The organism is Micromonospora haikouensis (assembly GCF_000876225.1).
GTDB lineage: Bacteria > Actinomycetota > Actinomycetes > Mycobacteriales > Micromonosporaceae > Micromonospora > Micromonospora haikouensis.
In genome coordinates this window covers 972,955-998,462 of sequence record NZ_JXSX01000001.1, presented here as the reverse complement: position 1 = coordinate 998,462, position 25,508 = coordinate 972,955, and the positions used below count along the sequence as shown (strand labels likewise).

General features: G+C 75.7%; 24 protein-coding genes and 1 riboswitch. Of the genes, 11 read left to right on the top strand and 13 right to left on the bottom strand.

Going from position 1 to position 25,508, the window contains the following annotated elements; translation table 11 throughout:
* Positions 1 to 150: 150 nt before the first annotated feature.
* Positions 151 to 281: riboswitch (cyclic di-AMP (ydaO/yuaA leader) on the top strand.
* Between the two features lie 4 nt (positions 282 to 285).
* Complete coding sequence (locus tag TK50_RS04560; RefSeq protein ID WP_043961613.1) at positions 286 to 1,311, top strand: coiled-coil domain-containing protein; 1,026 nt, start codon at positions 286 to 288, stop codon at positions 1,309 to 1,311.
* A 117-nt stretch (positions 1,312 to 1,428) separates the two neighbouring features.
* Here the strand turns inward: TK50_RS04560 and TK50_RS04555 are convergent, their stop codons facing one another.
* Entirely contained in the window at positions 1,429 to 2,139 is a 711-nt protein-coding gene (locus TK50_RS04555; RefSeq protein WP_082106368.1) for a carbonic anhydrase, read from the bottom strand.
* A 193-nt stretch (positions 2,140 to 2,332) separates the two neighbouring features.
* Between TK50_RS04555 and TK50_RS04550 the strand changes: the two genes are divergently transcribed.
* Together TK50_RS04550 and mycP (TK50_RS04545) are read left to right on the top strand one after the other, a co-directional pair.
* Positions 2,333 to 2,731, top strand: a complete 399-nt coding sequence (locus tag TK50_RS04550) for a helix-turn-helix transcriptional regulator (protein ID WP_387163778.1) — start codon at positions 2,333 to 2,335, stop codon at positions 2,729 to 2,731.
* Positions 2,728 to 3,924, top strand: coding sequence for a type VII secretion-associated serine protease mycosin (gene mycP / locus TK50_RS04545; protein WP_241773917.1), 1,197 nt, complete (start codon positions 2,728 to 2,730; stop codon positions 3,922 to 3,924). Before TK50_RS04550 ends, mycP (TK50_RS04545) begins: the two co-directional genes overlap by 4 nt.
* 90 nt (positions 3,925 to 4,014) lie before the next feature.
* On the opposite strand, the gene TK50_RS34085 is transcribed toward mycP (TK50_RS04545), so the two are convergent.
* The 10 genes from TK50_RS34085 to TK50_RS04495 form a co-directional block, all read right to left on the bottom strand.
* Complete coding sequence (locus TK50_RS34085; RefSeq protein WP_052503603.1) at positions 4,015 to 5,328, bottom strand: WXG100 family type VII secretion target; 1,314 nt, start codon at positions 5,326 to 5,328, stop codon at positions 4,015 to 4,017.
* 17 nt (positions 5,329 to 5,345) lie between these two features.
* Entirely contained in the window at positions 5,346 to 5,885 is a 540-nt protein-coding gene (locus TK50_RS04535) for a hypothetical protein (RefSeq protein ID WP_043961612.1), read from the bottom strand.
* Positions 5,886 to 5,922: 37 nt separating this feature from the next.
* A complete protein-coding gene (gene mycP, locus TK50_RS04530) occupies positions 5,923 to 7,299 on the bottom strand; it encodes a type VII secretion-associated serine protease mycosin (protein WP_052503602.1) in 1,377 nt (458 codons plus the stop codon).
* An 81-nt stretch (positions 7,300 to 7,380) separates the two neighbouring features.
* Positions 7,381 to 7,662, bottom strand: coding sequence for a WXG100 family type VII secretion target (locus tag TK50_RS04525; RefSeq protein ID WP_043961611.1), 282 nt, complete (start codon positions 7,660 to 7,662; stop codon positions 7,381 to 7,383).
* 28 nt (positions 7,663 to 7,690) lie between these two features.
* Positions 7,691 to 7,999, bottom strand: a complete 309-nt coding sequence (locus TK50_RS04520) for a WXG100 family type VII secretion target (RefSeq protein WP_043961610.1) — start codon at positions 7,997 to 7,999, stop codon at positions 7,691 to 7,693.
* 200 nt (positions 8,000 to 8,199) lie between these two features.
* A complete protein-coding gene (locus tag TK50_RS04515) occupies positions 8,200 to 8,457 on the bottom strand; it encodes a hypothetical protein (RefSeq protein WP_043961609.1) in 258 nt (85 codons plus the stop codon).
* Positions 8,458 to 8,468: 11 nt separating this feature from the next.
* Positions 8,469 to 9,194 carry a hypothetical protein gene (locus TK50_RS04510; protein WP_043961608.1) on the bottom strand — a complete coding sequence of 242 codons (726 nt, stop codon included), beginning with the start codon at positions 9,192 to 9,194 and terminating at the stop codon, positions 8,469 to 8,471.
* Between the two features lie 31 nt (positions 9,195 to 9,225).
* Positions 9,226 to 9,519, bottom strand: a complete 294-nt coding sequence (locus TK50_RS04505; RefSeq protein ID WP_043961607.1) for a hypothetical protein — start codon at positions 9,517 to 9,519, stop codon at positions 9,226 to 9,228.
* An 18-nt stretch (positions 9,520 to 9,537) separates the two neighbouring features.
* Positions 9,538 to 9,957, bottom strand: a complete 420-nt coding sequence (locus TK50_RS04500; protein ID WP_229406532.1) for a YbaB/EbfC family nucleoid-associated protein — start codon at positions 9,955 to 9,957, stop codon at positions 9,538 to 9,540.
* A gap of 84 nt (positions 9,958 to 10,041) precedes the next feature.
* Positions 10,042 to 14,004: a type VII secretion protein EccC gene (locus TK50_RS04495; RefSeq protein ID WP_043961606.1), complete on the bottom strand. Its 3,963-nt coding sequence runs from the start codon at positions 14,002 to 14,004 to the stop codon at positions 10,042 to 10,044.
* Between the two features lie 201 nt (positions 14,005 to 14,205).
* Between TK50_RS04495 and eccD the strand changes: the two genes are divergently transcribed.
* Complete coding sequence (eccD, locus tag TK50_RS04490) at positions 14,206 to 15,603, top strand: type VII secretion integral membrane protein EccD (protein ID WP_043961604.1); 1,398 nt, start codon at positions 14,206 to 14,208, stop codon at positions 15,601 to 15,603.
* 17 nt (positions 15,604 to 15,620) lie between these two features.
* Here eccD and TK50_RS04485 read toward each other — a convergent pair whose 3' ends face one another.
* Positions 15,621 to 16,814: a type VII secretion protein EccE gene (locus TK50_RS04485; protein ID WP_043961603.1), complete on the bottom strand. Its 1,194-nt coding sequence runs from the start codon at positions 16,812 to 16,814 to the stop codon at positions 15,621 to 15,623.
* 250 nt (positions 16,815 to 17,064) lie between these two features.
* Between TK50_RS04485 and eccB the strand changes: the two genes are divergently transcribed.
* From eccB to TK50_RS04455, 6 genes are all read left to right on the top strand, one after another.
* A complete protein-coding gene (gene eccB / locus TK50_RS04480; protein WP_043961602.1) occupies positions 17,065 to 18,477 on the top strand; it encodes a type VII secretion protein EccB in 1,413 nt (470 codons plus the stop codon).
* A gap of 139 nt (positions 18,478 to 18,616) precedes the next feature.
* A complete protein-coding gene (locus tag TK50_RS04475) occupies positions 18,617 to 18,985 on the top strand; it encodes a hypothetical protein (RefSeq protein ID WP_043961601.1) in 369 nt (122 codons plus the stop codon).
* Positions 18,978 to 20,189 carry a WXG100 family type VII secretion target gene (locus tag TK50_RS04470; protein WP_043961600.1) on the top strand — a complete coding sequence of 404 codons (1,212 nt, stop codon included), beginning with the start codon at positions 18,978 to 18,980 and terminating at the stop codon, positions 20,187 to 20,189. The genes TK50_RS04475 and TK50_RS04470 overlap by 8 nt, the downstream gene beginning before the upstream one ends.
* Positions 20,190 to 20,293: 104 nt before the next feature.
* The gene (locus TK50_RS04465) at positions 20,294 to 20,818 is read left to right on the top strand and encodes a PadR family transcriptional regulator (RefSeq protein WP_043961599.1); all 525 of its coding nucleotides are present in this window, start codon (positions 20,294 to 20,296) and stop codon (positions 20,816 to 20,818) included.
* Positions 20,815 to 21,585, top strand: a complete 771-nt coding sequence (locus tag TK50_RS04460) for an ABC transporter ATP-binding protein (protein ID WP_241773916.1) — start codon at positions 20,815 to 20,817, stop codon at positions 21,583 to 21,585. Before TK50_RS04465 ends, TK50_RS04460 begins: the two co-directional genes overlap by 4 nt.
* On the top strand, positions 21,582 to 23,876 hold the full coding sequence (locus TK50_RS04455) for an FtsX-like permease family protein (RefSeq protein ID WP_199485967.1): 2,295 nt from the start codon (positions 21,582 to 21,584) through the stop codon (positions 23,874 to 23,876). Before TK50_RS04460 ends, TK50_RS04455 begins: the two co-directional genes overlap by 4 nt.
* Before the next feature lie 107 nt (positions 23,877 to 23,983).
* Here TK50_RS04455 and TK50_RS04450 read toward each other — a convergent pair whose 3' ends face one another.
* Positions 23,984 to 24,595, bottom strand: a complete 612-nt coding sequence (locus TK50_RS04450) for a lipocalin family protein (protein WP_043961598.1) — start codon at positions 24,593 to 24,595, stop codon at positions 23,984 to 23,986.
* Between the two features lie 260 nt (positions 24,596 to 24,855).
* Here TK50_RS04450 and TK50_RS04445 point away from each other — a divergent pair, with 260 nt between their 5' ends.
* Entirely contained in the window at positions 24,856 to 25,278 is a 423-nt protein-coding gene (locus TK50_RS04445; RefSeq protein ID WP_043961597.1) for a hypothetical protein, read from the top strand.
* Positions 25,279 to 25,508: the final 230 nt, after the last annotated feature.

The following is a 25,508-nucleotide window of genomic DNA, read 5'->3' as shown; positions in this document are numbered from 1 at the left end:
CGGTGGCGGCATCCGCCCTGAGAAGCGCATCACTGATTACCGATGGCGATTACGAAATGACGCTTTTAGTCGGCATCCGGACGTAGCTCCCCGCATGGGCTCTCGGGTAACCTCGCTGCCGGTCACCGCCGAAGGCGCGAAGCGGCGCCTGCGGTGCCGCCGCCCAATCGCCGCAAGGCGAGCCGGGGAACCAGGTGCCCGGGGTGAATCCGCGCGAGCGGTAGGGGCCGCTTCCGCCCCGAACCCGTCAGCTAACCCGGTCGGCGGTCGATGGAAGGGAACATTGTGACGGCACCCCTGCACCGCTGGTTGACACCCGTGGTGGCCGTGCTCGCTGCCCTGGCGGTCGTCGCCGGGCCGGCCGCCCCGGCGCTCGCCCTGCCCGCCGCCGCCCCCCAACCCTCGGGGCACGAGGAGGACGACGAGCCCCAGCTCATCACCGACGTCATCGAGGCGACGAACCGGGACTACGCCCAGGCGAAGTCGAAGCTCGAGAAGTCCAAGAAGCGCCAGGCCCAGCTCGCCGACGAGGTGCGCAAGGCCCAGGAGGAGCTGGACGCGCTCGCGCCGCAGGTCGGCGAGATGGCCGCGCAGTCGTACCGGACCGGCCGGGTCGGCGCGATGGCGATGCTGCTGGAGAGCAACACACCGGACTCGTTCGTCAAGCGCGCCTCGGCCCTCGACGAGCTGAACATGGTCAACGCCAACAAGCTGGCCGAGGTCAGCGCGGCGAAGAACCGCGCCGAGCAGGCCAAGCTCGCGCTCGACGCCGAGGTGCGCGAGCAGCAGAAGCAGGCGTCGGTCATGGCGAAGAAGAAGTTCGACGCCGAGAAGGCACTCGCCCTGGTCGGCGGCAAGGGCTTCACCGGCGGCCTGGTCAACGCCACCTCCCCGGTCGCGAGGATCGGGCCGGGCCGGACGTCGGACGGCGACTGGCGGCCCGAGTCGTGCAGCGAGAACGACCCCACCACCTCCGGCTGCATCACGCCCCGCACCCTGCACGCCTACAAGGAGACCAAGCGGGCCGGCTTCAACCGGTTCGTGGGCTGCTACCGGCCGGGCGGGCCGTGGGAACACCCCAAGGGCCGGGCCTGCGACTGGTCGCTCCAGAACAGCGGGTTCTCCCCCTGGCACAACAACGACACCCGGATGTACGGCAACAACCTCGCCGCGTTCCTCATCCGCAACGCCGACCGGCTCGGCATCTACTACGTCATCTGGAACCGGCAGATCTGGTTCCCGGCGACCGGCTGGAAGTCCTACAGCGGGCCGTCCAACCACACGGACCACGTGCACATGTCGCTGCTCTGACGCGGCGCGCCGCGCACGACGAGAGGGGCCGTCCCGCTGTGGGGGCGGCCCCTCTCGTCGTGTCTCGGGCGGCGGTGCGCGTCAGGGCCGGGGTGAGCGCCGGGCGGCGGGGGTGCGTCAGGCGGCGGCGCGGGCCGGGGTGGCGTCCGCCGCCATGGCGGCCGGCACGGCGGCCACCGTCCGCACCCCGCCGGCACTGAGCCGGTACGACATCCCGACGACCGCGCAGCGGCCCGCGTCGACCTCGGCGGCCAGCACGGGCGACCGGTCGAGCATCGCCTCGACCGTGCACGCGATGTGGATGTCGATGATCTCGTCGATGCCCTCGACGCCCCGCTCGGCGGCCCGGTGCAGGCTGGGCACCACGGCGTCCACCACGGCCCGCAGGTTGCCGGCGGGCTCGCTGCCGGTGCCGGCCGCCGCCTTGGCCGCCTGCACCGCCCCGCAGGAGTCGTGGCCGAGCACCACCACCAGGGGGGTGCCCAGCACGGTCACGGCGTACTCGACGCTGCCCAGCACCTCGGGGCCGACGGTGTGCCCGGCGGTGCGGACCACGAAGAGGTCCCCCAGGCCACGGTCGAAGATGATCTCGGCGGCGAGGCGGGAGTCGGAGCAGCCGACGATCACCGCGAACGGGTGCTGCCCGTCGGCGACGGCCGCCCGGTGGTCGGCGTCCTGGTTGGGGTGGCGCGGCGTTCCGCTGACGAAGCGGTGGTTGCCGGCGTGCAGCTCGGCGAGGGCCCGGGCCGGGGTGCAGGCAGCGCCCGGCTCGCCCGGTCGCCCGACGGACGAGAGGGGGTCTAGCTGCCCGGAGCCCGCCTGAGCCATCGACATGCTGGAATGCTCCATGCCCCATCACCTCGTCATTCACGCGCACGACCAGTTCCCCCACGGTCACACGCAGCGAAAGGCACGTCAAGCGTTACGTGATACACATTTCCTGCTTTGGGAAGGGGTTGCGCAGGCCCGCGCTCCGGCCCGCGTCGGCCCAGGGGCGTGGGCGTCGTCGCCGAGCCCTAACATGTCCGACATGGCGACGACAGCAGGCGGGAACGGGAACACCCGGAACTGGACGTTCCTCACCAACCACGGCCACGTCCTGCTCGCCATCGCCCGCAACCCGACCGCCAGGCTGCGCGACGTCGCGGACGAGGTGGGCGTGACCGAGCGCGCGGCGCAGGCGATCGTGGCCGACCTGGAGGCCGGCGGCTACCTGCGGCGGACCCGGGTCGGCCGGCGCAACGAATACACGGTCAACCCCAGCGGCCACTTCCGCCACCCGGCCGAGGCGGACCGCCAGGTCGGCGACCTCCTCGCCCTCTTCACCACCGACCAGCCCGAACGGGACGCCCCGGACCAGACCGGACGGAGCGCCCCGGGTGGGCACGCCCCGGACCGGGCCGAAGGGGACGCCGGGTGACCGGGCGGGCCGGGCTGCGGCGGGCCGCGCTGCCCGCGCTGGCGGCCCTGCTCGCCACCGCCGTCGTGCCGCCCGCCCCGGCGTCGGCCGCCCCCAGCTGCGGGCCGACCGGCAGCACCGCGCCCACCGCGGCGCCCTGGGCGCTGACCCGGCTCGACCCGGGCGCGGCCTGGCCGGTCACCCGGGGCGAGGGCGTCACCGTGGCGGTCGTCGACTCCGGCGTGTCGGCCACCCACCCGCTGCTGCGGGGCCAGGTGCGACCCGGCCGGGACTTCAACGCGCTGCCCCCCAACGAGGGTCAGTGCGACGCGGCCGGGCACGGCACGATCGTCGCCGGCATCATCGCCGGCCGGGAGGGCACCGGCTCGCCGTTCACCGGCGTCGCGCCGGCCGCCCGGATCCTGCCCGTACGCGTGCTGCCGGACACCCGGCGCACCAACGACGAGGGCCTGCCGGCGCAGATCGGCCTCGCCATCCGCTGGGCCGTCGACCAGGGCGCCGACGTGATCAACCTGTCCCTGGTCACCCTGCCCCGGCCCGAGCTGGCCGCCGCCGTCGAGTACGCCCTCGCCAAGGGCGTCGTCGTGGTGGCCGCCGCCGGCAACCGCCAGGAGCAGCAGCAGGACCTGCCGGCGTACCCGGCGGCGTATCCCGGGGTCATCGCCGTGGCCGGCGTCGACGCGCAGGGCGGCCACGTGGGCAGCTCGGTCAGCGGCGACTACGTGGACATCGCCGCCCCGGGGCTGGACATCGTCGGCCCCGCGCCCCGGGGACAGGGGTACCTCGCCGAGCCGCAGGGCGGCACGAGCTTCGCCGCCGCGTACGTCTCGGGGGTGGCCGCGCTGGTCCGCGCCGCGCATCCCGACCTCACGCCGGACGGGGTGGCCTACCGGCTCACCCGCACGGCGGACAACCCCCCGGACGGGCACAACGCCGAGGTCGGCTACGGGGTGGTGAACCCGTACCGGGCGGTGACGAGCGTGCTCGGCACGCGCAGCGACCCGCCGCCCGGGGCGTTGGCCGCGCCCGCCCCGCCGCGGGACCCGCTGGGCTGGCAGCGGGCCGTGGCGGTCTGGGTGGCGGCGGCCGGCGCGGTGCTGGCCGGCGTGCTGCTGGCCGCCAGGCCGATCCTGGCCCGGGGACGGCGCCGGGGCTGGCGGCCGGGCCGCCGCCCCACCCCGGCCGGGGGATGACCTCGGCCGGACCGCCGCCCCACCTCCGCCCGGGGATGACCACGGTCGGGCCCGCCCCGGGCCGGTGACGGCGACCGGCCAGCCTCACAGTCAGCGCAGGATGCCGGGGGTGGTGTCGCCGCCCGCGCCCCAGACGTCCTCGTCCTCCTCCAGCCAGGTGTTGCGCACCTGCTCCTCCTCGGCGTAGCCGGCCCCGCCGCCCGCGCCGGCCACGCCGCCCCGGCCCGCCGTCGCGCCACCCGGCCGACCGGCACCGGCAGCCCGGCCGCCCGCGCCCCGGGCACCGGCGGCACCGCCGCCCATGCCGGGGGCCATCATGCCGCCCATGCCCGGCTTGCCCGCGCCGAGCCGGCCGCCCGCGCCCCTGCCGGCGCCCCGGCCCGCGCCGGCGGCACCGCCGCCGAGCATCGGCGGCAGCCCGGGGCTGACCGTCTTGCCGAGCGCGCCGCCGCCGGGGATGCCGCCGCCCGCGCCGCCACCGGACAGGCCCGCGCCGCTGCCGCCGCCCAGCCCGCCCGGGCCGAGGCCGGTGGTGGTCGGCGCGCCGGCACCGGCCAGGCCGGTCCCGTAGCCGTCGTCCAGCCCGCCCGGATCCACGGACCCGGTGTCGGGGAGGTCGGTGACCGGGGTGAGGTCCGGGTGGGTCGTCGACCCGAAGTCGGGCTTACCGTCGCCGACGTCCGGCAGCTTGCCGAGGCCCGTCGGGGACGCGCCGCCGACGCCGCCGGTGGAGGGCATGCCGCCCACCGAGGGGACCCCGCCGGCACCCCCGCCGCCCGGGCCGCCGCCGAGGTTCGGCACCTCCGTCGGGCCGGTCCCCAGGTTGTTGGAGGTCACCGTGCCCGGCGCCTCCATGGTGCGGTCCTTGAAGTTGCCGTTGACCTCGTCGTAGACCTTGCGGGCGTCGCCCTCCTGGTCGGAGAACCAGCCGGTCACCCAGTCGCCCACCTTGCCGAGCTGCTCGGCCGGCCAGCTGCCCATGACCTCCGCCGTGACCCGGGTCTCGAAGAGCCCGACCCCGAGGGTGATCTCGCCGTTGCGGGCGGCCAGGACGTCACCGACACAGGCCGCCGGGATCGGCATCTTGTTCTGGGCGTCCTCCAGCTGGCGGGCGGCCGTCTCCAGGGTGGTCACGATGCTGACCTTGCCCCGCCCCGGGTTGTCGATGTCGTCGACGATCGACTTGGCGTTCTTGGCGAGCCCCTCGATGTGCGTCTTGAACGACTCGTACGCCGGGCCCTTCCAGACCGCGCCCAGGTCCTTGACGTTCTTCTCCAGGCTCTCCCGGACCTGATCGACGTTCTTGATCAGCTCCTGCCAGCCCAGCGCGGCGCTCTGCACGTCGGCCGGGCGGCCCTCGACGAGGACCTCCCGGGCCATGTCCTCCCAGCTCTTGTCCCCCATGCTCCGCTCCCGTCGATCTAGCTGCCGCCGCGGGCGGCGTCGGTGAAGGCCTGCTGCATCTCCTGCGCGGTCATCTCGTTGGCCCCCTCGGCGGTCTCGTAGTTGCGCTTGACCGTGCGCAGCGCCTCGGCCGCCGAGTAGAGGTTCTCCGAGAGGGTGCGCAGCCCGCCCTCCGTGCCGGTGTAGACCTGCTGGTGCCGCTGGGCGAGCTGGAGGGCGTACGGGAAGCCGCCGAGCGGCCCCTTGCCGGCGACGGCCTGGCCGCCGCCGAGCTTCTCGGAGATGTCGGCCATGTCGTAGGAGAGCCGGTGGAGGTAGCTGGCGTGCGTCTCCAGCCAGGTGATGGCCGAGTCGAGGTTGCCGGCGTCCCACTCCGTCTGGACGCCCTTCTCGCCCTTGCCGGCGACCAACCCGCTCGGCGTCTCGGCCTGGTCCACGCCGGTCCGGTCGAAGCTGATCCCCCGGATGTCGCCCATCCCCGGGTACAGCGGGTTGATCGGCAACGGCACGGGCAGGTCGACCTCCACCCGGTCCGGGTCGTTCCGTTCGTCGCTCATGGTGCCCTCCCCTGGCCCCGTATCTCAGGTGTCGGTGTCAGCGCGGCTGCGGGCCCGGCGGGCCCGCCGGGTCGTGCGGGTACCCGCCGGCCGGGCCCGGCGGCGGCCCGTGCGGGTGCGGGCCGGGCGGCGGGGCGTACCCGTGCGGGCCCGGCGGGTTGTGCGGATACGCGCCCGGCGGGCTCTGCGGCTGTGGGCCCGGCGGGCCGGACGGGACCCGGCGGCGGGCCGCCCGGCGGTTGACCACGACCAGCACCACGATCACCGCGCCGGCCAGGAGCACCGCCAGCAGGCAGAGCGCGAGCTGGATCGGGGCGTTGTCCGCCAGGCCGACGGAGACCGCCGGCCGACCGTCGTCGGAGTCGTCGGCCGGGGAGTCGGCGTCGGGGTCGCCCGGCTTCGGGGAAGCGCCGGTCAGCAGCGGATTGCCGTCCACCTCGGGCACGGTGGCGGTCAGCGCGGCCAGCACGTCGACGCCGCCGAAGCCGTACTCCGGGTCGCGGCCGGGTGCGCCCCGGTCGCGCGCGGTGCGGATCAGCCGGTTGACCACGTTCGCGGCGTCGAGCCGGGGATAGCGGGACCGCACCAACGCGGCGACCCCGGAGACGATCGCCGCCGCGTCGCTGGTCCCGTCGCCCACGCCGTACCCATTCGGCGACACCGGCGGCGGCACCGAGCTGATGATCCGCTCACCGGGCGCGGCGAGCCCCAGCTCCGGGCCGGTGACCGACCCGCTCCACCGCGAGCCGTTCTTCGCGGTGCCCCCGACCGCGAGCACGCCGGGCACGTTGGCCGGAGTCGGCACGGCCTGGTTGGTGCTGCGGTTGCCGGCGGCGGCCACCAGCACCGCGCCCTTGCCGAGCGCGTACCGGACGGCCTCGGTGACCTGCGGATCGTCGCCGGGGGTGCCGACGGACAGGTTGATCACGTCGGCTCCGGCGTCGGCCGCCCAGCGGATGCCACCCGCGATGTCGTATTCGCGGGGCTGGCCCAGCGCGACCGGCAGGATCCTCGCCTCCGGGGCGATGCCGAGCAGGCGCATGGGCCCGCCGCCCCGGCCGGCGATGATGCCGGCCATCGCGGTGCCGTGGCCATGCTCGCGATCCGGGTCGGCGTGGCCGTCGGCCCGTACCGCGCTGGACAGCGAGGTGCCCTTCAGGACCTGACCGCGCAGGTCGGGGTGGGCGGCGTAGACCCCACCGTCGATCACCGCGACCGTGACGCCCCTGCCCCGGGACAGCTTGTGCGCCTCGGGAATGCGCAACGAGTCGAGGTGCCACTGGAGGCCGCGCACCGTGTCGGCGGCGCGCGCCGGGGCGGGCGCGGTGAGCAGGCCGCCACCGGCGAGGGTGACCAGCGCCAGCGTGGCGGCGGCGGACCGCAGCAGCGGTCGGCGGTGTCCCCCCGTGTGCATCGTTCCCCCCGGCTCTCGTCGGCCCTCACGCAGAACGGCTCCGGTCCGGTCGAGCCGGACCGGAGCCGTTCCCGCGTCAGCTCAGCTGTTCCACACCTTGGAGTTGCTCATCTCCGTGGTGACGTAGTTCTCGCGGGCGATGCCGACCGCGCCGCCGATGTCGTTCAGGATCTTGTTGATGTCCCGGACGGCGGCGTCCCACTGCGCCTGGTGCTGCTCGTAGGCGGTGCGGTCCTCGCCCTCCCAGTGCAGCTTGCTCAGCATGGACCGCAGCGTGTCGAGCTTCTCGTCGATGGTCCGCGAGATGGCGGTCATCTGCTGGTTGCTGCTCTCGAGAACCGCGTAGTCGACCTTGATGCTCATGATTTCCTCCCCTACGCCTGGCTGCCGGTCACGGGTTCAGCGCAGCGTGGAACTTGTCCAGCATCTGCTGCTGCTCCTCGTCGTTGACCTGGTGGGTCGTGCCGGACTTGTCGAGCAGGTCGGCGATGTTGTCCATCGCGGTCAGCAGCTTGGCCGTGTCCTCGTTCCAGCGCAGCATGAGCTGCTGGAAGCCCGAGGACGCCTGCCCCTTCCAGGCCATCGCCAGGTCGTCGACCACGTTCCACAGCTTCTTGAGCTCACCGTCGACATCGCCGCGCGTGGACCGCACGTCATTCGCCGCGGTATGCAGAGTCGATGCGTCGACCTCGAACGCCATGCTTCACACCCTTCCGTCATCGTTGTGGCGGCGGAACTCTGCCGCGCCCCTCCCCCGTGGCGAGGCGACCAACCCCACCGACGGACATTCAGGATGCACCGTAACCGACCCCGTCCAACCCGCGCAGCCCTGCCGCGGTGTCACCGGTGCAGGGGCGCCCTCGCGTGGACCGTCCCGATCGGACCCGGGCCGCATCCGGGTCAGGAGGGCTTGCGGTAGGACCGCACGTGCATCACCACGCCAAACACCAGCAGTACGGCCAGCAGCACCACGCCGGGCCAGAGCACCGGCTTCTCGAAGGCCCGCTCGAACACCACCGGCAGCAGCGCGGCGACGCCCGCGAGGACCGCCACCTCGCTGCCCCGCTTGGCCCAGGTCACCCGCCAGATCTGGGCGACCAGCCCCAGCACGAGGAAGACCGGGATGGTGAGCAGGGAGAACACGAAGAGCGCCACCATGTCGCCGCCTCTCACTGGTAGAACTTGGAATCCTTGACCCAGTCGATCTTGATGTCCTTGATGTCGGGGTCGGTGCCGGTGGCCGCCCAGCCGGGGCGGGAGTCCGACACGAAGGCGAACCGGTTGTTGTGCTGGAACCCCGCCATCACGCTGGTGAACAACGCGCTGATGTCCCCGAAGACCAGGGCGAGGATCGCCACGCTCACGGTCAGCCCGGTGATCCCGATCGCCTCGGCGATGGGCGCGGTCGCCGGGAACGCCTGGAGGGCGACCGACGCGATCACCGCGACCAGGACCGGAATGAGCGCCTCGACCAGCGCGTTGACCGCGTCGTTGAAGGCGTCCCGGGCGGCGGTGAGGCTCTCCTTGTTGGCGTTGAACGCCTCGGCCAGCGAGTTGATTTCCGCACCCAGCTTCCGGAGGAAGAGCTCGAACGCGTCCCGGTCGTCGAAGTCCCACTCCTCGTCGGACGGCGGCACCTGCCCGAGGGCCGCGCCGAACTGGTCCGCGCCGAGCAGCCGGGCGGCGTCGCCCCACTCCTTGATGGACTTGTTGACCTCGTCGTTGTCGAACGTCTCCAGGTAGGCGATGCCCATCGCGAGGAGGCTCGCCCCCACAAGCCACACCCAGTTGGCCCGGGCCGCCGGGAGCAGCCCTCGCACCGGTGCCGTCGTCGCGGCGACCGTGTGCGTGCCGGTCACCGCGCCGGACGCGTTGGCGATCAGGATCTCCGTCATCGGTGCTGCCCCCCGTCGCGCTCCCGGCCGGTCACTTGACCACCCAGGGCTGATCCGACTTCTCCCAGTTCTTGGCGGTCTGTTCGAGCTGCTCGGCCGCCCGGTGCAGGTGCTCGATGCCCGTCTTCACGTTTTCCAGGTGGCCGTCGACCGAGGCGTTGTGCGCGTCGACGGTCGCGCCACCGAAGAGGGTCAGCGACCCTTCCGGCAGCCTCACGCTCTCCAGCAGCGACTGCACGTTGCGCAGGTACTGGATCGGACCGTCCGGGGCGTCGAGCTTCTGGCCCGCCTTGCGGATCGCGTCGACGTCGACCTTGTTCGCCATCGTGTCCCCCTGCCGGGCTCAGCGGCGCAGGCCGCGGAACGGGTCGTCCAGGTCCACCCCGAACCGGCGGAACCAGTCCTGGGGGGTCAGGGTGCCGTCCTGGGCCTTCCTGACCAGCTCGGAGCCGCCGAGCATCTCGGTGAGCAGTTCCTGCTGGTGCTCGCCGTAGGCCGCGTACGCCGCGTCGATCGCGGCCTGGAGCGACTCCGCGAGGGAGAAGCTGTCCAGCCGCATCGCCCGCGCGTTGATCTCGATGTCGCCGATCTTCATCTCGCCGTCGACCGTGACCCGGACCAGGCCGTCCGGGCTCTCCCCCGGCACCCGCAGCTCGGCGCGCCGCCGCTGCAACTCGGCCAACCGGCGCTGCTGCTCCTGCGCCTGACGCAACATGTTCTCGACGGCGCCGCCGCCCCCGTATCCCCCCGAGGTGCTCACCACGGTCCCTTCTGCACGATCGACGATCGGCCCGACGCTACCGGACCGGGTCACCCCGCGTCCGTCCCCGGCCCCGACGGAACGCGGCTAGGCCGGATCGGACCAGGCCGTCTGGATGAGCTGCTGGCCGTCGCGCCGCCGCACCAGCGTGCCCCGGCCCGGCGGCTGCGGGCTCGGGCGCAGCGTGCCGAAGACCGGCCCTTCCTCCCGGGCGCCGGACATCAGCAGGCCGGGCGAGTCCAGCTCGCGCAGGCGTTGCAGCACCGGCTCGTACAGCGCCCGCGCCACCCCGCCGACGCGGCGGGTGACGATCAGGTGCAGGCCGATGTCGCGGGCCTGCGGCAGCAGCTCGTGCAGGGCGCTGAGCGGGTTGCTGCCGCCGGAGGCGACCAGGTCGTAGTCGTCCACCAGGATGTAGAGGTCCGGCCCCTTCCACCAGCTCCGGTCGCGGAGCTGGGCGGTGGTGACGTCCGGGCCGGGCAGCCGGTTGGACAGGGCGCTGCGGATCGACGCGAGCCCCTGGGCGAAGACCTGGTTGGACGGGGCGTAGTCGAGCAGGTGCTCGCCCTCGACCGCGCCGAGCAGGCCGCGCCGGTAGTCGGCGATGACCAGGCGGGCCTGGGCCGGGGTGTAGCGCTCGACGATCCCCCGGGCGATCACCCGCAGCAGGTTGGTCTTGCCGCACTCGGCGTCGCCGAACACCGTGAGGTGCGGCTCGCTGGCCAGGTCCAGGTGGACCGGGGCGAGCGCCGACTCGTTCACCCCGATCGGCAGGCCCGGCGCCGACCGGTCGGCCACCCGGGCCAGCTCGGCCAGGGGCAGCCGGCGCGGCAGCAGCCGTACCTTCGGGGCGGGGGCGCCCGGCCACGCCCGCGCCACGTGCCCGGCCAGGGCGACCGACGCCTCCGTCAGGTCGTCGACGTCGCGGCGGCCGTCGATCCGCGATACCGCCGCCAGGAAGTGCAGCTTGTCGCGGGTCAGGCCGCGACCGGGGGTCTTCTCCGGCACGTTCTGCGCGGCCCGTCGGTCGATCTCCGACTCGGCCGCGTCGCCGAGCCGCAGCTCCAGCTTCGTGCCGAGCAGGTCACGCAGGTTGATCCGGATCTCCGCCCAGCGCACCGCCGTGATCACCACGTGGATGCCGAAGCCCAGCCCCCGGTTGGCCAGGTTGGTGATCGTCTGCTCCAGCTCCTCGTACTCCTGGCGCAGCGTGTTCCAGCCGTCCACCACGAGGAACACGTCGCCGAACGGGTCGTCGGCGAACTCGCCGGCCGCCCGGCGACGCCGGTACGCCGCCACCGAGTCGATGCCGTGCTGGGCGAACCGCTGCTCCCGCTCGTCGATGATCCCGACCACCTCGGCGACCGTGCGGCGGACCGCCTCGGTGTCCCGCCGGCCGGCCACCCCCGCCGTGTGCGGCAGCCCCTCCAGGCTGCGCAGCGCCCCGCCGCCGAAGTCGAGGCAGAAGAACTGCGCCTCGCGCGGGGTGTGGGTGAGCGCCAGCGAGGCGAGCAGCGACCGCAGCAGGGTGCTCTTGCCGGACAGCGACGCGCCGACGATCACCACGTTGCCGCCCGCGCCGGCCAGCTCCACCATCATCGGGTCGCGCCGCTGCTCGTACGGGCGGTCGACCACCCCGACCGGGACGGTGAGCCGGCCCCGGCCCGCCCAGCCGGCGGTGGTCAGGCCGTACGTCGGGTCGACGGCGAGCTGGCCGAGCAGGTCCGCAAGGCTCGGCGGCTCCGACAGCGGCGGCAGCCACACCTGGTGGGCGGGGCGACCCTGGCCGGCGAGCCGACCGATCAGCACGTCGAGCATGGCCACGGCCTTGCCCTCGGCCGGCTGCTCCGGCTCGGCCACCGGCTCCGCCGTCAGGTCCGGGGCGGGCACCGGCAGGAACTCCGTGCCGTACGGCACGATGCGGCGGCGCACCAGCGCCTGCGCCGAGCGCGCCTGCTCCCCCGGGGCCCGGTACGGGCCGGACACGTACGCGGCGCGGAACCGCAGCATGGTGGCGGTGTCGGTCTTGAGGTAGCCGTGGCCGGGGGCGCTGGGCAGCTCGTACGCGTCGGGCACGCCGAGCACGATCCGGCTCTCCACCGCCGAGAAGGTGCGCAGGCCGATCCGGTACGACAGGTGCGTGTCGAGGCCGCGCAGCTTGCCCTCCTCCAGCCGCTGCGAGGCGAGCAACAGGTGCACGCCCAGCGACCGGCCCAGCCGGCCGATCATCACGAACAGGTCGATGAAGTCGGGCTTCGCGGCGAGCAGCTCGCTGAACTCGTCGCAGATGATGAGCAGGCTCGGCATCGGCTCCAGCGCCTCGCCGGCGGCCCGTGCCTTCTCGTACTCGTAACGGGAGACGTAGTTGCCGGCGGCCCGCAGCACCTCCTGGCGGCGGTTCATCTCGCCGGCCAGGGCGTCGCGCATCCGGTCGACCAGCGGCAGCTCGTCGGAGAGGTTGGTGATCACCGCGCTGGTGTGCGGCAGCGCGTCCAGGGAGGCGAACGTCGCGCCGCCCTTGAAGTCGACCAGGACGAAGTTCAGCTCCTCCGAGGAGTGGGTGACGGCGAGGGCGGCGACCACCGTACGCAGCAGTTCGCTCTTGCCGGAGCCGGTCGCGCCGATGACCAGGCCGTGCGGGCCCATGCCCTCGTGCGCGGACTCCTTGAAGTCCAGCTCGACGACGTTGCCGTCGGGGCCGACGCCGAGCGGGATGCGCAGCCGGTCGCGGTGGCTGCGCGGTCGCCACGTCTGCCGCACGTCGACGGTGGCGGCGTCGCCGACGCCGAGCAGGTCCGGCAGCTCGGTGCTGCGGGCCAGCGGCTCCTCCGCGCCGGCCTGCTGCTGGGAGAGGCGGTAGGGGGCGAGTTGCCGGGCCAGTCCCTCGGCCGCGGCGAAGGTGAGCCGGTCGGGGCGGCCCAGCCGGGTGGTGGTCGCGCCCCGGACCAGGTCGACGGCGCTGCCGTCGCCGACGTCGAGGCAGAGCAGCCAGCGGCCGGCGTCGCGGGGGACGGCCCCGGAGAGGTCGACGACGGTGGTGCCGAGCAGGCTCGGCCCGGTGAGCTGGCAGGTGGCGGCGACCTCGCCGCCGTCGATGACCACCACCAGATGCGGCGCGGTGGTCAGCGGCTTGGCGTCCGGGCTGAACCGGGCCCGGCCGGCCAGCTCGTCGGCGAGGGACTCCTCGGCCTCGGCGAGGGTGGCGAAGACGAGGCGGCGGGCCCCGGCGGCGTCGGTGCGGCCGGGGTGCTGGGCGTGCGGCAGCCACTTCACCCAGTCCCAGGCCGGCTGCCGGTCGTCGGCGGCGACCACGACGACGACCAGGTCGTCCGGGGCGTGGAAGGTGGCGAGCTGGCCGATCGTGGCCCGGGCCAGGTCGAGCACCGGCTCCCGCTCGCCGCGCAACACCACCCGGGAGAACGCCCGCACCGACAGCGCGGTGGGCAGGTCCGGCACCGTGGAGTGGGCGCGGACGAACCGGCGCAGCGCGATCGCGCTCATCGGCTCCAGGTCCTCCACCGGCTTCGTCTCCGGCGGCACGATCTCCACCGCCAGCCGCTGCGGGCCGATGGCGATCCGCGCCTCGCCGAAGTCGTCCTCGGTGACCCGGCGTTCCCACAGCCGGCGGGACGCGGCGATCGACCAGAGCGCGTCGGGCTCCGGGTGCCGCCAGGTCATGGCGGCCCGCTGCTGCTCGGCCGCGCGCCGGGTGCGCTTGCGCATCTGGGCCAGGTAGCGCATGTAGTCGCGGCGCTCGGCGTTCAGCTCGGCCTTGTCGTTGCCGCCGTTGCTCAGCGAGCCGATCGCCATGCCGAGCATGGAGACCCCGAAGAGCCCACCCGCGACGTACGTCATCATGCCGCCGCCCCGGCCGGCGTAGAGGAACGCCATCGCGCCGACGCCGCAGACCATCGGCAGGATCATCAGCAGCTGGCCCATGCCCCGGGGGGTCGGCTCGGGCAGCTCCGGCGGGGACTCCAGCAGCACCTCGCCGCGCGGCAGGGCCGGCCCCGGTTGACGCGGAAGCCGACGGAACACGACGGTGCTCACGGCGTTCTCCTCCCCCAGAAGCGGCCCGGACGCCGGCCGGCGCGGCGTGACGTGCGGCCGGGGTGGCGCGACGACCGGGCGCGGGCCGTCGGGTGGGCATCGTACGTGGGGGCCATCGTAGGTAATCTCCCGTGGGCGTCGGGGACCCACTTCGGCGGCGGCCCGGGCGGGTGGAGCGCAGGCGAACGCGAGGAGGCCACAGTGGCGACGAGGACGGCGACCGGCGGCCTGAGCCGGGTCACCATCGTGGCGCCCCGGACCAGGATGGACCTCGCCCTCCCCGCCGACGTGCCGCTGGCGGACCTGCTGCCGACCCTGCTGCGGTACGCCGGTGAGGACCTCGCCGACGAGGGGGTGCGGCACGGCGGCTGGAGCCTCGCCCGGCTCGGCGGGCAGCCGCTCGACGGTGGACGTACGGCCGCGCAGCTCGGCGTCCGCGACGGCGAGGTGCTCTACTTCAACCCCCGCGCGGCGGCGGCCCCGGAGATCGTCTTCGACGACGTGGTGGACGCGGTGGCCACCGCGACGAACCAGCGCCCCGGCAGCTGGCAGGTGAGCACGACCCGGTCGTTCGCGGTGCTGTTCGCGGCGGCGGCGCTGTCGGCCGGCGCGCTGGCGGCGCTGTTCGCGGGCCCGCCGCAGCTCCCCGGGGCGATCGCCGCCCTGCTGATGGCGGTCGCCCTGCTGGTCGGCGCGGCCGTGCTGTCCCGGGCGGCCGGCGACAGCCGCACCGGCGCGGTGCTGGCCCTGGTCGGCCTCGGGTACGCCGCCGTCGGCGGCCTGCTGGTGCTGGCCGGCGACCGGGGCCTGGGCGAGCTGGCCGCCCCGGACGTGCTGCTCGCCGCGACCGCCGTGGTGGTGTTCGGCGCGGTCGCCGCGCTGGCCGTCGGCGACCGGCTGCCGCTGTTCTTCGGCGCGGTCGCCGTCGGCGGGGCGGTCGGCTTCGGCGCGGTGGTGAGCCTGGCGTTCTCGGTGGGCGCGCCGGCCGCCGCCGCGGTGGTCGCCACGGTCGCGTTCGCCACCCTGCCGGCCCTGCCGATGGCGGCGTACCGGCTGGCCCGGCTGCCCGTGCCGTCCATCCCGACCGGCCCGGACGACCTCAAGACCGACACGGAGACCATCGACGGCCGCAGCGTGCTGCGGCGCAGCGAGCGGGCCGACGAGTTCCTCACCGGTCTGCTGTGGACGGTCGCCCTGCTGGTGCTGGGCGGGGAGTTCGTGCTCGCCCTCGACGGCCGGCTGCCGGCGGTGCTGCTCTGCCTGGTGCTGGCCCTGCTGTCGCTGCTGCGCGCCCGGCCGTTCCTCGGGCGCGCCCAGCGCGTTCCGGTGCTGCTGGCCGGGGGCCTCGGGCTGGGCCTCACGGCGGCGGCCACGTTCGCCGCGGGCGGGGCGGCCGTCCGGCTCGGCGTGGTCCTCGGCGGGCTGGTGGTGGCGGCCGTGGTCAGCCTGATCTACGGGCTGACCGTGGCGGGCAAGCGGATCTCGCCGGTCTGGGGACGGCTGCTGGACATCGTCGAGGTCCTGCTGATCATCTCCCTGGTGCCCCTGGCGGTCTGGGTCTGCGGCCTCTACGGCTGGATCGTCAACCTCCGCCCCTGACCGCCCCTGCGGGGGGCTCAGTCGGGTCGGTGGTCGACGACGCGGCGGGCCGTCGGGGCGGCGGCCCAGGCGGCGGGGCCGTGCTCGCCGTCGAGGGGCCGGGCCGGGGCGCCCGCCCGGCGGGCGACGTCCCGGACCACCTTGACCAGCGCCTCGACGTGGTCGGCCGGGGCGGCGACGCGCAGCAGCGGCGGGCCGGGCCGGTCGCCGGGGCGGACCACGGCCGCGAACGTGTGCGACGGCGCGGAGGTGGCGGTGACGGCGTCCACCAGCGGCCCCCAGGTGGCGCCGGCGCGGGCGCGCAGGGCCAGGCAGCGCTGGGTCCAGCCGCCGCCGCGCAGCCCGGTCCAGGTCTCCGCCTGCGGCTCGGGCGTCAGGTCCAGGCCGGCCCCGGAGACCAGCGCGGCGCGCAGCTCGTCCCGGCCCAGGACCCGGTGGCCCAGGCCGGCGGCGTGCAGCGCCTTGCCGAGCCGGCCGACCGCCGCGGCGACGGTGCGGTGCACGCCGAGCGTCCCGCCGCCCCGGGTCACCGCCTCGGTGCGGGCGTCGCGCACGGACAGCCGTACGGCCACCCAGACGGTGCGGTGGGCGGCCGGGGGCGCGCCCGGCGCCGGATACCAGACGAGGGTGTGCGAGACGACCTGGGCCAGCGACACCGGCGCGGTGAACTCGGTGAGCACGGCCAGCGCCCGGTCCACCACCGTCGCGTCGACCGAGCCGGCGGGAGCGCCCGGGGGCGGGTCCAGCGCCACGGCGGCGAACCAGCCCCGGACGTCCTGGCCGACGCCGAGGCGGGTGCCGCGCTCGGTCAGCTCGATCATGGTCAGCTCGGGGGCGACGACGGCCAGCCGGGCCTCGCCCGTGTCGCCGCCCGCCGCCGCCCGCGCCTCCTCCCGGCGCAGCCGCAGCCGGCGGCGCAGCAGCAGGTCCTCGTACCACCAGCGGCCGCCCCGGCGGGCGAAGGCGGCGGCGACGGCCGCCACCGCGACGACCCCGACGACGCCGACCAGCCACGGGGGTCCGCCGAGCGCGGCGTAGCCGGCCAGCGCGGCCAGCTCCGCCACGACGAGCTGGCCGACGACGACCGGGCCGAGCCGGCCCCGACTGCGCCGGTCGGCGGGGACCACCGCGCGGTCGGGCGGGGCGGGCCGGGCGGGCGGATCGGCCGGGCCGGCGGCCGTACGACCGGGTGGCGCCTGGACCTGCGTCATCGGTGGCGTCCCTTCTCGACAGCGGCTCTCCTGGCGGCCGGCCCGGCGGGCGGCGACCCCCGCCCCGCGTGGACGGCGGCCCCGGTCCCGCCGGACGGTGGCCCCACCCCCGGACGGGCGGTGGCCCCGGTGACCGGCCGGCGGCCCCTTATCGTAGGGAAGCCCGTGGCGGCGCTCGGACCTGATCGCCACGGCCCACCCCGTCGTCGGGCTCGATCGTCGCGGCCCGACCCGCCGCCGGAGGTAGCTCATGCGGACCCGCCGCGACCAGGTGCAGGCGTACCGCTTCGTCACCCGCCGGATCGTCTCCGCGCTGCTCTCCGGCGACCCCGAGACGACGAACCTGCCGATGCGGCGGCTCGGGCTGGCCGTGGTCGGCAGCGTGGTCGCCGCGGCGGTGGTGCTCGGCGGCGTCGGCGCGTACGGCCAGCTCACCGGCAACGCCGCGCCGCTGGAGGCGAACACGCTGGTGATCGAGCGGGAGACCGGCGCGACGTACGTCTACGTGGACGGCCTGCTGCACCCGACCCTGAACTACACCTCGGCCCGGCTCGTCCTCGACGAGGCGGACCCGACGGTGCGGACCATGTCACGGGCGTCCATCGCGGACCGGCCGCGCGGGCGCACCATCGGGATCGTCGGCGCGCCGGACGCGCTGCCCGACCGCAAGGCGCTGGTCGGTCTGCCCTGGTCGGTCTGCGACGTGCCGGACCCGGCCGCTCCCGACCGGTCGACCACGCACGTGGTGATCGACCGGCCGCTCGCCGGCGGCACGCCGCTGGGCGACCGCGCGGTGCTGGCCACCGTGGACGGCCGGCGCTATCTGCTCACCGGCGACGCCCGGCTGCGGATCGCCGGCGGGGACCCGGCGACCGCCGCGCTGCGGATGGCCGGGGCCACCACGCTCACGGTCGGCGAGCAGCTGCTCAACGCCGTGCCGGCAGGGCCGGTGCTCCGCGAGCCGCAGCTGCCCGGCGACGGCGAGACCGGCCGGCAGAGCGTGGGCGACGGGCCGGCCCGGGTCGGCGACGTGTTCCGGGCCGCCGGCCAGCACTACGTGCTGACCCGGGAGGGGCTGGCGTCGATCGGCGAGGTCAGCGCCCTGCTGTTGTTGCGCGACGGCGGCCGGATCACCGACATCACCCCGGACGAGGCCGGCCGGCTGCTGACCCGGCAGCGGGTGGAGCCGGAGGGCACGCCGCGCACCCTGCCGACGCTGCACCCGGTGCAGGCGGGCCGGACGGTGCTCTGCGCCACCTACCGCAGGTCGGCGGCCGACGCGCCGCCCACCACCACCCTGGAGGTCTTCGACCGGGTGCCGACCGAGCTGACCGGCCCGGCCGCGACCCCGGTCCGGCAGGGGGCCCGCGACGCGGTCCGCACCGCCGAGCAGGTGCTGCTGCCGGGCGGCAGGGGCGTGCTGGTCCAGGCCGCGCCGGGCGCCGGGGAGGGCGGCGCGGCCGCGCCGGGCTCGACGGTCTACCTGGTCACCGCCCAGGGGGTACGCCACCCGCTGGGCACCCGGTCGGGCGACGCGCTGACCGCCCTCGGCTACGGCGGGGTGCAGCCGCTGGCGGTGCCCGCGTCGCTGCTGGCCCTCATCCCGACGGGTCCCGCCCTGGAACGTCAGGACGCGCTCGCCTACTTCGCCCCGGGCACGTAGCCGCTGCTGCCGGGCACGTCGGCGCTGCCGCACGGGCACGCAGCCGCTGCCGTGGGGCGTCGTCACGGGTCGCCCGGTCTGGTCGCCGTCCACTAACCTGATCCTCGCCAACGGTTATCGACGACGTACGGGGAATGCCATGACCGGGCGCACGACAGTCGACGTACTGTCCCTGGAGGACTTCCAGCGACGGTTGGCCGCGCGGCTCACCGAGGCCGAGGCCGTGCTCAGGAAGCTCACCACCGAGTTGCAGTGCCGGCCGCCGGATCTGGGCACGTTCGCCGACGCGACCAGCAACGCCCGCCGCTACTCGGCCCTGCAGACGAGCTACGCGCAGCGGGTCGGGCGGCTGCGCGACGCGGTGCGGGCGGCGCAGAGCGCGACCGGCACGATCCTGACCAACTACCGCACCACGGAGGCGCGCAACGCGGCCAACGCCGCCGACATCGCCGCCGCGCTCACCGGGGTCGACGACGCGCTGAACGGGAGGGACGACCCTCGTGTCTGAATACACGGCGCGCTACGAGAACGTCAGCCACCAGCGGCTCTACGACGCCGTGCGGGCCGGCGACCCCGAGCAGATCGACGGTCTCGCCAGCAGCTGGAGCTCCATGAAGGGCACCCTCGACGACCTCGCCCGCGACCTGCGCGCCGACCTGGAGAAGCTGGCCAACGGCTGGACGGGCGACGCCGGCCGGGAGTTCCAGCGGCGGGTGTCGCTGATCGTCGACTACTCGACGACCCTCTCCGAGGGGATGGCCGACGTGCGGCAGGGGCTGACGCTGATGGCCACCGACCTGCGCGCCGCGCAGAAGCAGGCGGAGAGCCCGGCCGAGACCGACGACCACGACAAGACGGTCTCCGGGGCGATCACGGGCGGCCTCACCGGTGGCCTGCCGGGCGCGATCGTCGGCGGCTTCCTCGGGCACGAGCAGGACAAGGCCGAGCAGGAGAAGGCGCACCGGCGGATGGTCCAGGTGGTCGCCGAGCTGGCGGCCGGCTACGACCTGTCGGCGTACGGCCGGCTGGTCGACCCGCCGCCGCCGGACGGCGACCTGCCGTACGACCCGAGCACCAGCACGTCGACGCCGTCGGCCGGTCCCGGGGCCCACGCCCCGAGGAGCGCGCCGGGCGGCGGCTTCGGCACCCCGACCACGGGTCACGCGACGGTGGACGCCCCGGGCGGCCTGTCGGACGGGCCGGACGCGCAGCCGCCGGGCGGGGGCGACGGCGGCTCGGCGTCGCCGGGCGGCACGGCCGGGGCCGGCGGCACCGACCTCGACACCGGCACGTCCCTGGCCGGCGCTGCGCCGCTCGGCGGCGGCGTGCCGGCTGGCCCGGTGGGCACGGCGGGTGGCGTGACGGCCGCCGCGTCGGCCGGGGCCGGGGCGGGGCTGCTCTTCGGCGCGCCCGCCGGGGCGCCGGTCGGCGTGCTCGGCGGCGGCACCGGCTCCCTGGCCGGGTCGGCCCGCACGGGCGCGACGGTGGCGGCCCGGCCGGCGGGTGGCCTGGCGGGGGCCGAGCACCGGGCCGCCACGGGCGTGGGCCGGGTGGGCGCGAACGGCACCGGCGGCGGCCGGGCGGGCGTGCTCGGCGGGCGCGGGCGGGCCGACGACGACGAGTCCGACGAGCGGCTGACCTGGCTGACGGAGGACGACATGGTCTGGCGGGACGGCGACCCGGGGGTCCCTCCGGTGCTCGACGCCGGCTGACCCTTCTTCCGCCGCGCACGCTGCGGGGCCCTCCCCGACGGGGAGGGCCCCTTTTCCGACCTGCCTATCCACCATGTGTATACATGATGTGTATAGTCGCGGCCATGTCGATCGGTCAGACCTTCCTCGGGCTCCTGGAGTCCAGCCCTCGCCACGGCTACGACCTGAAACGCGCCTACGACGAGCGCTTCGGCCAGGCCCGCCCGCTGCACTTCGGCCAGGTCTACGCCACCCTGTCCCGGCTGCTGCGCAACGGCCTCGTCGAGGTCGACTCGGTCGAGGCCGGCGAGGGCCCCGACCGCAAGCGGTACGCGATCACCGAGGCCGGGGTGACCGACGTGCGGCGCTGGCTGTCCCAGCCGGAGAAGCCCGAGCCGTACCTGCACAGCGTCCTCTACACCAAGGTGGTGCTGGCGCTGCTCACCGGCCGCTCCGCCGCCGACCTGCTCGACACGCAGCGCGCCGAGCACCTGCGGCTGATGCGCGAGCTGACCCGGCGTCGGGACTCCGGCGACCTGGCCGAGCGGCTCATCTGCGACCACGCCCTGTTCCACCTGGAGGCCGACCTGCGCTGGCTGGAGCTGACGGCGGCCCGGCTGGACGAGCTGGCCGAGGCGGTGCGGCGATGACGGGCACCCACGCCGACGGCGGTACGGCGATGACGGGCGCACGCGCCGACGGCGGGACGACGGTGGACGGCCACGACCGGACGACCCCGGCGGAGCAGCTGCTCGTCGCCGAGGAGCTGCACCGGGCCTTCGGCCCCACCCCGGCGCTCGCCGGGGCGTCGCTGACCGTCCGGGCCGGCGAGGTGCTGGCGGTGCTGGGCCCGTCCGGCTCCGGCAAGTCGACCCTGCTGCACTGCCTCGCCGGCATCGTCCGTCCCGACTCGGGGCGGGTGACCTACCGGGGCGCGGACCTGACCGCCATGTCGGACCGGGAGCGCAGCGCCCTGCGGCGGGGGCAGTTCGGCTTCGTGTTCCAGTTCGGTCAGCTCGTGCCCGAGCTGACCTGCCTGGAGAACGTGGCCCTGCCGCTGCGGCTGGAACGGGTCGGGCGGCGGGAGGCGGAGCGGCGTGCCGCCGAGTGGCTCGGCCGGCTGGAGGTCGACGACGTGGCCGGCAAGCGCCCCGGCGAGGTCTCCGGCGGGCAGGGCCAGCGGGTCGCCGTGGCCCGGGCGCTGGTCACCGGCCCCCGGGTCGTCTTCGCCGACGAGCCGACCGGCGCGCTGGACTCGCTGCACGGCGAGCGCGTCATGCGGCTGCTGACCGGGGCGGCCCGGGACACCGGTGCCGCCGTGGTGCTGGTGACCCACGAGGCGCGGGTGGCCGCGTACTCGGATCGGGAGGTCGTGGTGCGCGACGGTCGCACCCGCAGCCTGGAGCCGGCCGCGTGACCGGGCCGCGTAGGCCGGGCCGGGTGCTGGCCGACCTGTGGCTGGGCGCGCGGATGGCCGTCACCGGCGGCCGGGACGGGTGGACGCGGGCGGCGCTGACCGCGCTCGGCGTCGGCATCGGGGTGGCCATGCTGCTGCTGGCCGCCGCCGTGCCGGGCGCGCTCGACGCCCGGGCGGTCCGCAATGAGGCCCGCAACGACACCGGGTGGCGTCCCGAGAAGGTCGCCGCAGCCAACACCCTGCTCGTCGCCCTTGCCGACACCGAGTTCCGGGACCGCTCGGTGCGCGGCCGGATCGTGCGCGCCGAGGGGCCGGCCGCGCCGGTGCCGCCGGGGCTGACCCGCCTGCCCGGGGCCGGCGAGGTGGTCGTCTCCCCGGCGCTGCGGGACCTGCTCGACTCGCCCGACGGCCCGCTGTTCGCGCCCCGGCTCGGCGGCGCGCGGGTCGCCGGCACGATCGGCGCGCAGGGCCTCGCCGGCCCCGGTGAGCTGGCCTTCTATCTCGGCAGCGCGGACCTGACCGACGAGTGGGCCGTGCGGCGCGACCAGTTCGGCGGCGGGGAGCCCGGCGAGGAGTTCTCGCCGGTGCTGATGGTCCTCGTCGTGGTCGTCGTCGTGGTGCTGCTGTTGCCGATCGTCGTCTTCGTCGGCGCGGCGGTCCGCTTCGGCGGGGACCGCCGGGACCGCCGGCTAGCCGCCCTGCGCCTGCTCGGTGCCGACACCGCGATGGTCCGGCGGATCGCCGCGGGCGAGGCGGCGGCCGGCGCGGTGTTCGGCCTCGCCGTCGGCGGCGTCCTCTTCGCCGCCGGCCGCCAGCTCGCCCCGCTGGTCACCCTCCGCGACATCAGCGTGTACGCGTCGGACCTGCGCCCCGCCCCGACCCTGGTGGCGGCGGTCGCGGTGGCGGTGCCGGTGCTCGCCGTGCTGGTGGCGCTCGTCGCGCTGCGCCGGGTCGTCGTCGAGCCCCTCGGGGTGAGCCGCCAGGGCCCGGCCGTGCGTCGCCGCCTGTGGTGGCGGCTGCTGCTGCCGGCCGCCGGGCTGGCCCTGCTCTACCCGCTGACCGGCGTCGGCGAGGGCCGCTCCGACACCCCCGACTACCAGGTGGCGGCCGGGGCGGTGCTGCTGCTGGTCGGCACGGTCACCATGCTGCCCTGGCTGGTCGACCTCGCCGTACGCCGGCTGCGCGGCGGCCCGGTCCCGTGGCAGCTCGCGGTGCGCCGGTTGCAACTGGACAGCGCCACCTCCGCGCGCCTGGTCAGCGGCGTGGCGGTGGCGGTGGCGGGCAGCATCGGCCTGCAGATGCTCGTCGCCGGGGTGGAGGCGCAGTTCACCACCCGCACCGGCCAGGACACCTCCCGGGCCCAGGCGTTCGTCACCTTCGACGACGTGCCCGACCCCGACGCGGCGCTGGCCCGGCTGGCCGCCGCCCCCGGCGTGGCCCGCAGCGCGGGCACGTCGACCACCGTCGCGATCGGCTCCGACGTGAGCCAGGCGGCCACGCTACGCATCGGCGACTGCGCCACGCTGGCCGAGTACGCGCGGCTCGGCCCCTGCGCCGACGGGGACGTCTTCCTCGCTCAACCGCCGGCCGGCGAGCAGCAGCTCACCGGCTTCGACCCCGGCGACCGGGTGACCCTGAGCGGGAACGAGACGGCCTGGACGCTGCCGCGGCGGCTGCGCGCCGTGCCGTCGGTCCCGGACCCCGTCGGTTGGTCCCACACCAGCCTGCTGGTCACCCCCGGCGCGGCCGACGCCGCCTGGACGGGACTGCGAGCGCAGGCGCTGCTCAGCCTCGACCCGGCCGACCCCGACGCGCTGGAGCGGGTCCGCAACGCCGCCGCCGAGGTGGACGTGCGCGCCCAGGTCATGGCGCTGGACGAGGAACGCCAGGCCACGCAGTTCGTCAACGTCAAGCGGGGCCTCTTCGTCGGCGTCGTGGTGACCCTGCTGCTGCTCGGGGCGAGCATGCTCGTCGGCGTGCTGGAGCAGTTGCGGGAGCGCCGCCGCCTGCTGGCGATGCTGGCCGCCGTCGGCACCCCGCGCCGCACGCTGGGCCTGTCGGTGCTGTGGCAGGCGGCCGTGCCGGTGCTCGTCGGGCTCGGCCTCGCCGTAGCCTTCGGCCTGGGCCTCGGGGCGGTGCTGCTGCGCATGGTCGGCGCGCCGGTCTCGATGAGCTGGCCGGTGGTCGGCCTCGGCGCCGCCCTCGGCGGCGGCGTGGTGCTGCTGGTCACCGGCGCGAGCCTGCCCGCCCTCTGGCGGCTGACCCGGCCGGAGGGCCTGCGGGCCGAGTGACACCGGCCCGGAGCCGGTCGACCCGACCGACGAGGGCCTGCGCGGGTAAGCGGCCGGCCCGTCGCGCCCCGGCCGGCGGGCCGGGCGTCGACGGGCCGGCCGGGCGGTCAGCAGAAGCTGCCGGCGTCGGCCCCGCCGTCCTGCCGGGTGGTGCGGAAGTCGCAGAGGTCGTAGCCGTTGGCGGTCAGCACCGCCTTCGCCTCGGCCAGCTCGGCGCCGCCCAGCGCCGGCCCGCGCGACAGCACGAAGCCGGTGCGGCGGTCCGGGTCGCCGACGACGGCCCAGCGGTAGTCCACGTCGAGGCCCATGACCAGGTAGTTCGGCCCGCCAAAGTAGAGCCAGCGCCCGCCGACCTCCAGGAACGAGACGGTCAGCACCGAGTTGGCCGGCGGGTTCTCGCTGCGGGCCCGGCCGGTGACCGCGCTGGTGGTGCCGAGGATCGTCCGGCAGGTGTTGCGCACCCCGACGGTGCCGTCGGGCTGGACGTCGTACCGGGCCTTCACGTTCTTGAAGCACTGGATCTCGAAGATCGCCGGGATCGCGGCGACCTGGTACCAGTCCCCGGCGTAGCGCTGGAGGTCGACCGCCGCCACCGGGGTCACCGCTGCGGCGGCCACCGACGGCGCGGCGCTGGCGGGCGCGCCGGTGGCCGCCACCGTCGCGGCCACGAGCAGGGCGGTGGCGGCGACGGCGTGCGCCACCTGTCGACGTACTCCCATGGGGTCTCCTCCGGTCTTGCGCTCCACCGTGGGGTGCGGCACCCCACGGGCGACGGCGGGGCCGCGCTACCCGACAGGATGCCCGGGGACGCCGCCGGAAAACTATCGGCATTCTCATCGCCGTCGATGCATCCGGCGGCGGCGCGGCGGTCGTATCCCGACGGGGATCCTCTGTCCACTGCGACGGGTCGTGGCCCGGGTCACCAGCCGGGCCGGCCGCCGAGGCTGCGGGCGGGCCGCATCGGCGATAGGTTGGTGTCGTGCAGTCCGTAGCGTTCGCCCGGCCGTCCCTGCCGGCGACGCTGCGCGGGTCGCGCCTTTCGTGGCGGTCGAGGCTGCGCCGCATCGGGGAGTTGGGTCGCCTCGCGCTGACCACCCTGGTCCTCGCCGTCGGCCTCGGCGGCGTCGCCGCCCTCACGGCCGGCACCCCCGCCATGGCGTCCACGGCCACCGGCCCGACCCACCCCGTCGTGGTGGCCAGCCGGGTCGACTCGCTGGGCCCCGGCGCGACGGCCGAGCCGCGCACCGATCCGGCCGCCCCGCAGGCCCGCCCGGTCGTCGGCGACGCGCGGCGGCCGGTCCCCGCCCCGGTGGGCCGGCCCGTGGCGGCCGTCCCGGTCGACCGGCCCGCCGTCGACCCGGCCGCCGGCACCGTCGTCCGGCGCGGGCCGCCCCGGCACTGACCCGGGCCGCCACCAGCCGCCGATCCGGTCCGCCCCGGCGTCGTACCGCCGTGCCGGCACCGCATTGGCCCGCCGCGAGCCCGCCGCCCGCCGCGCCCCGCGCCGCCGACGACCCCGCCCGCCGTCACCCGCACCGGTGACGACTGCGGCAGGGCCCCGTCCGGCACCGGTCGACGCGCGGCCCCGCCCGCACCGCGGGCCCCGACCGTCAGTCCACTTCGTCCCCTCCG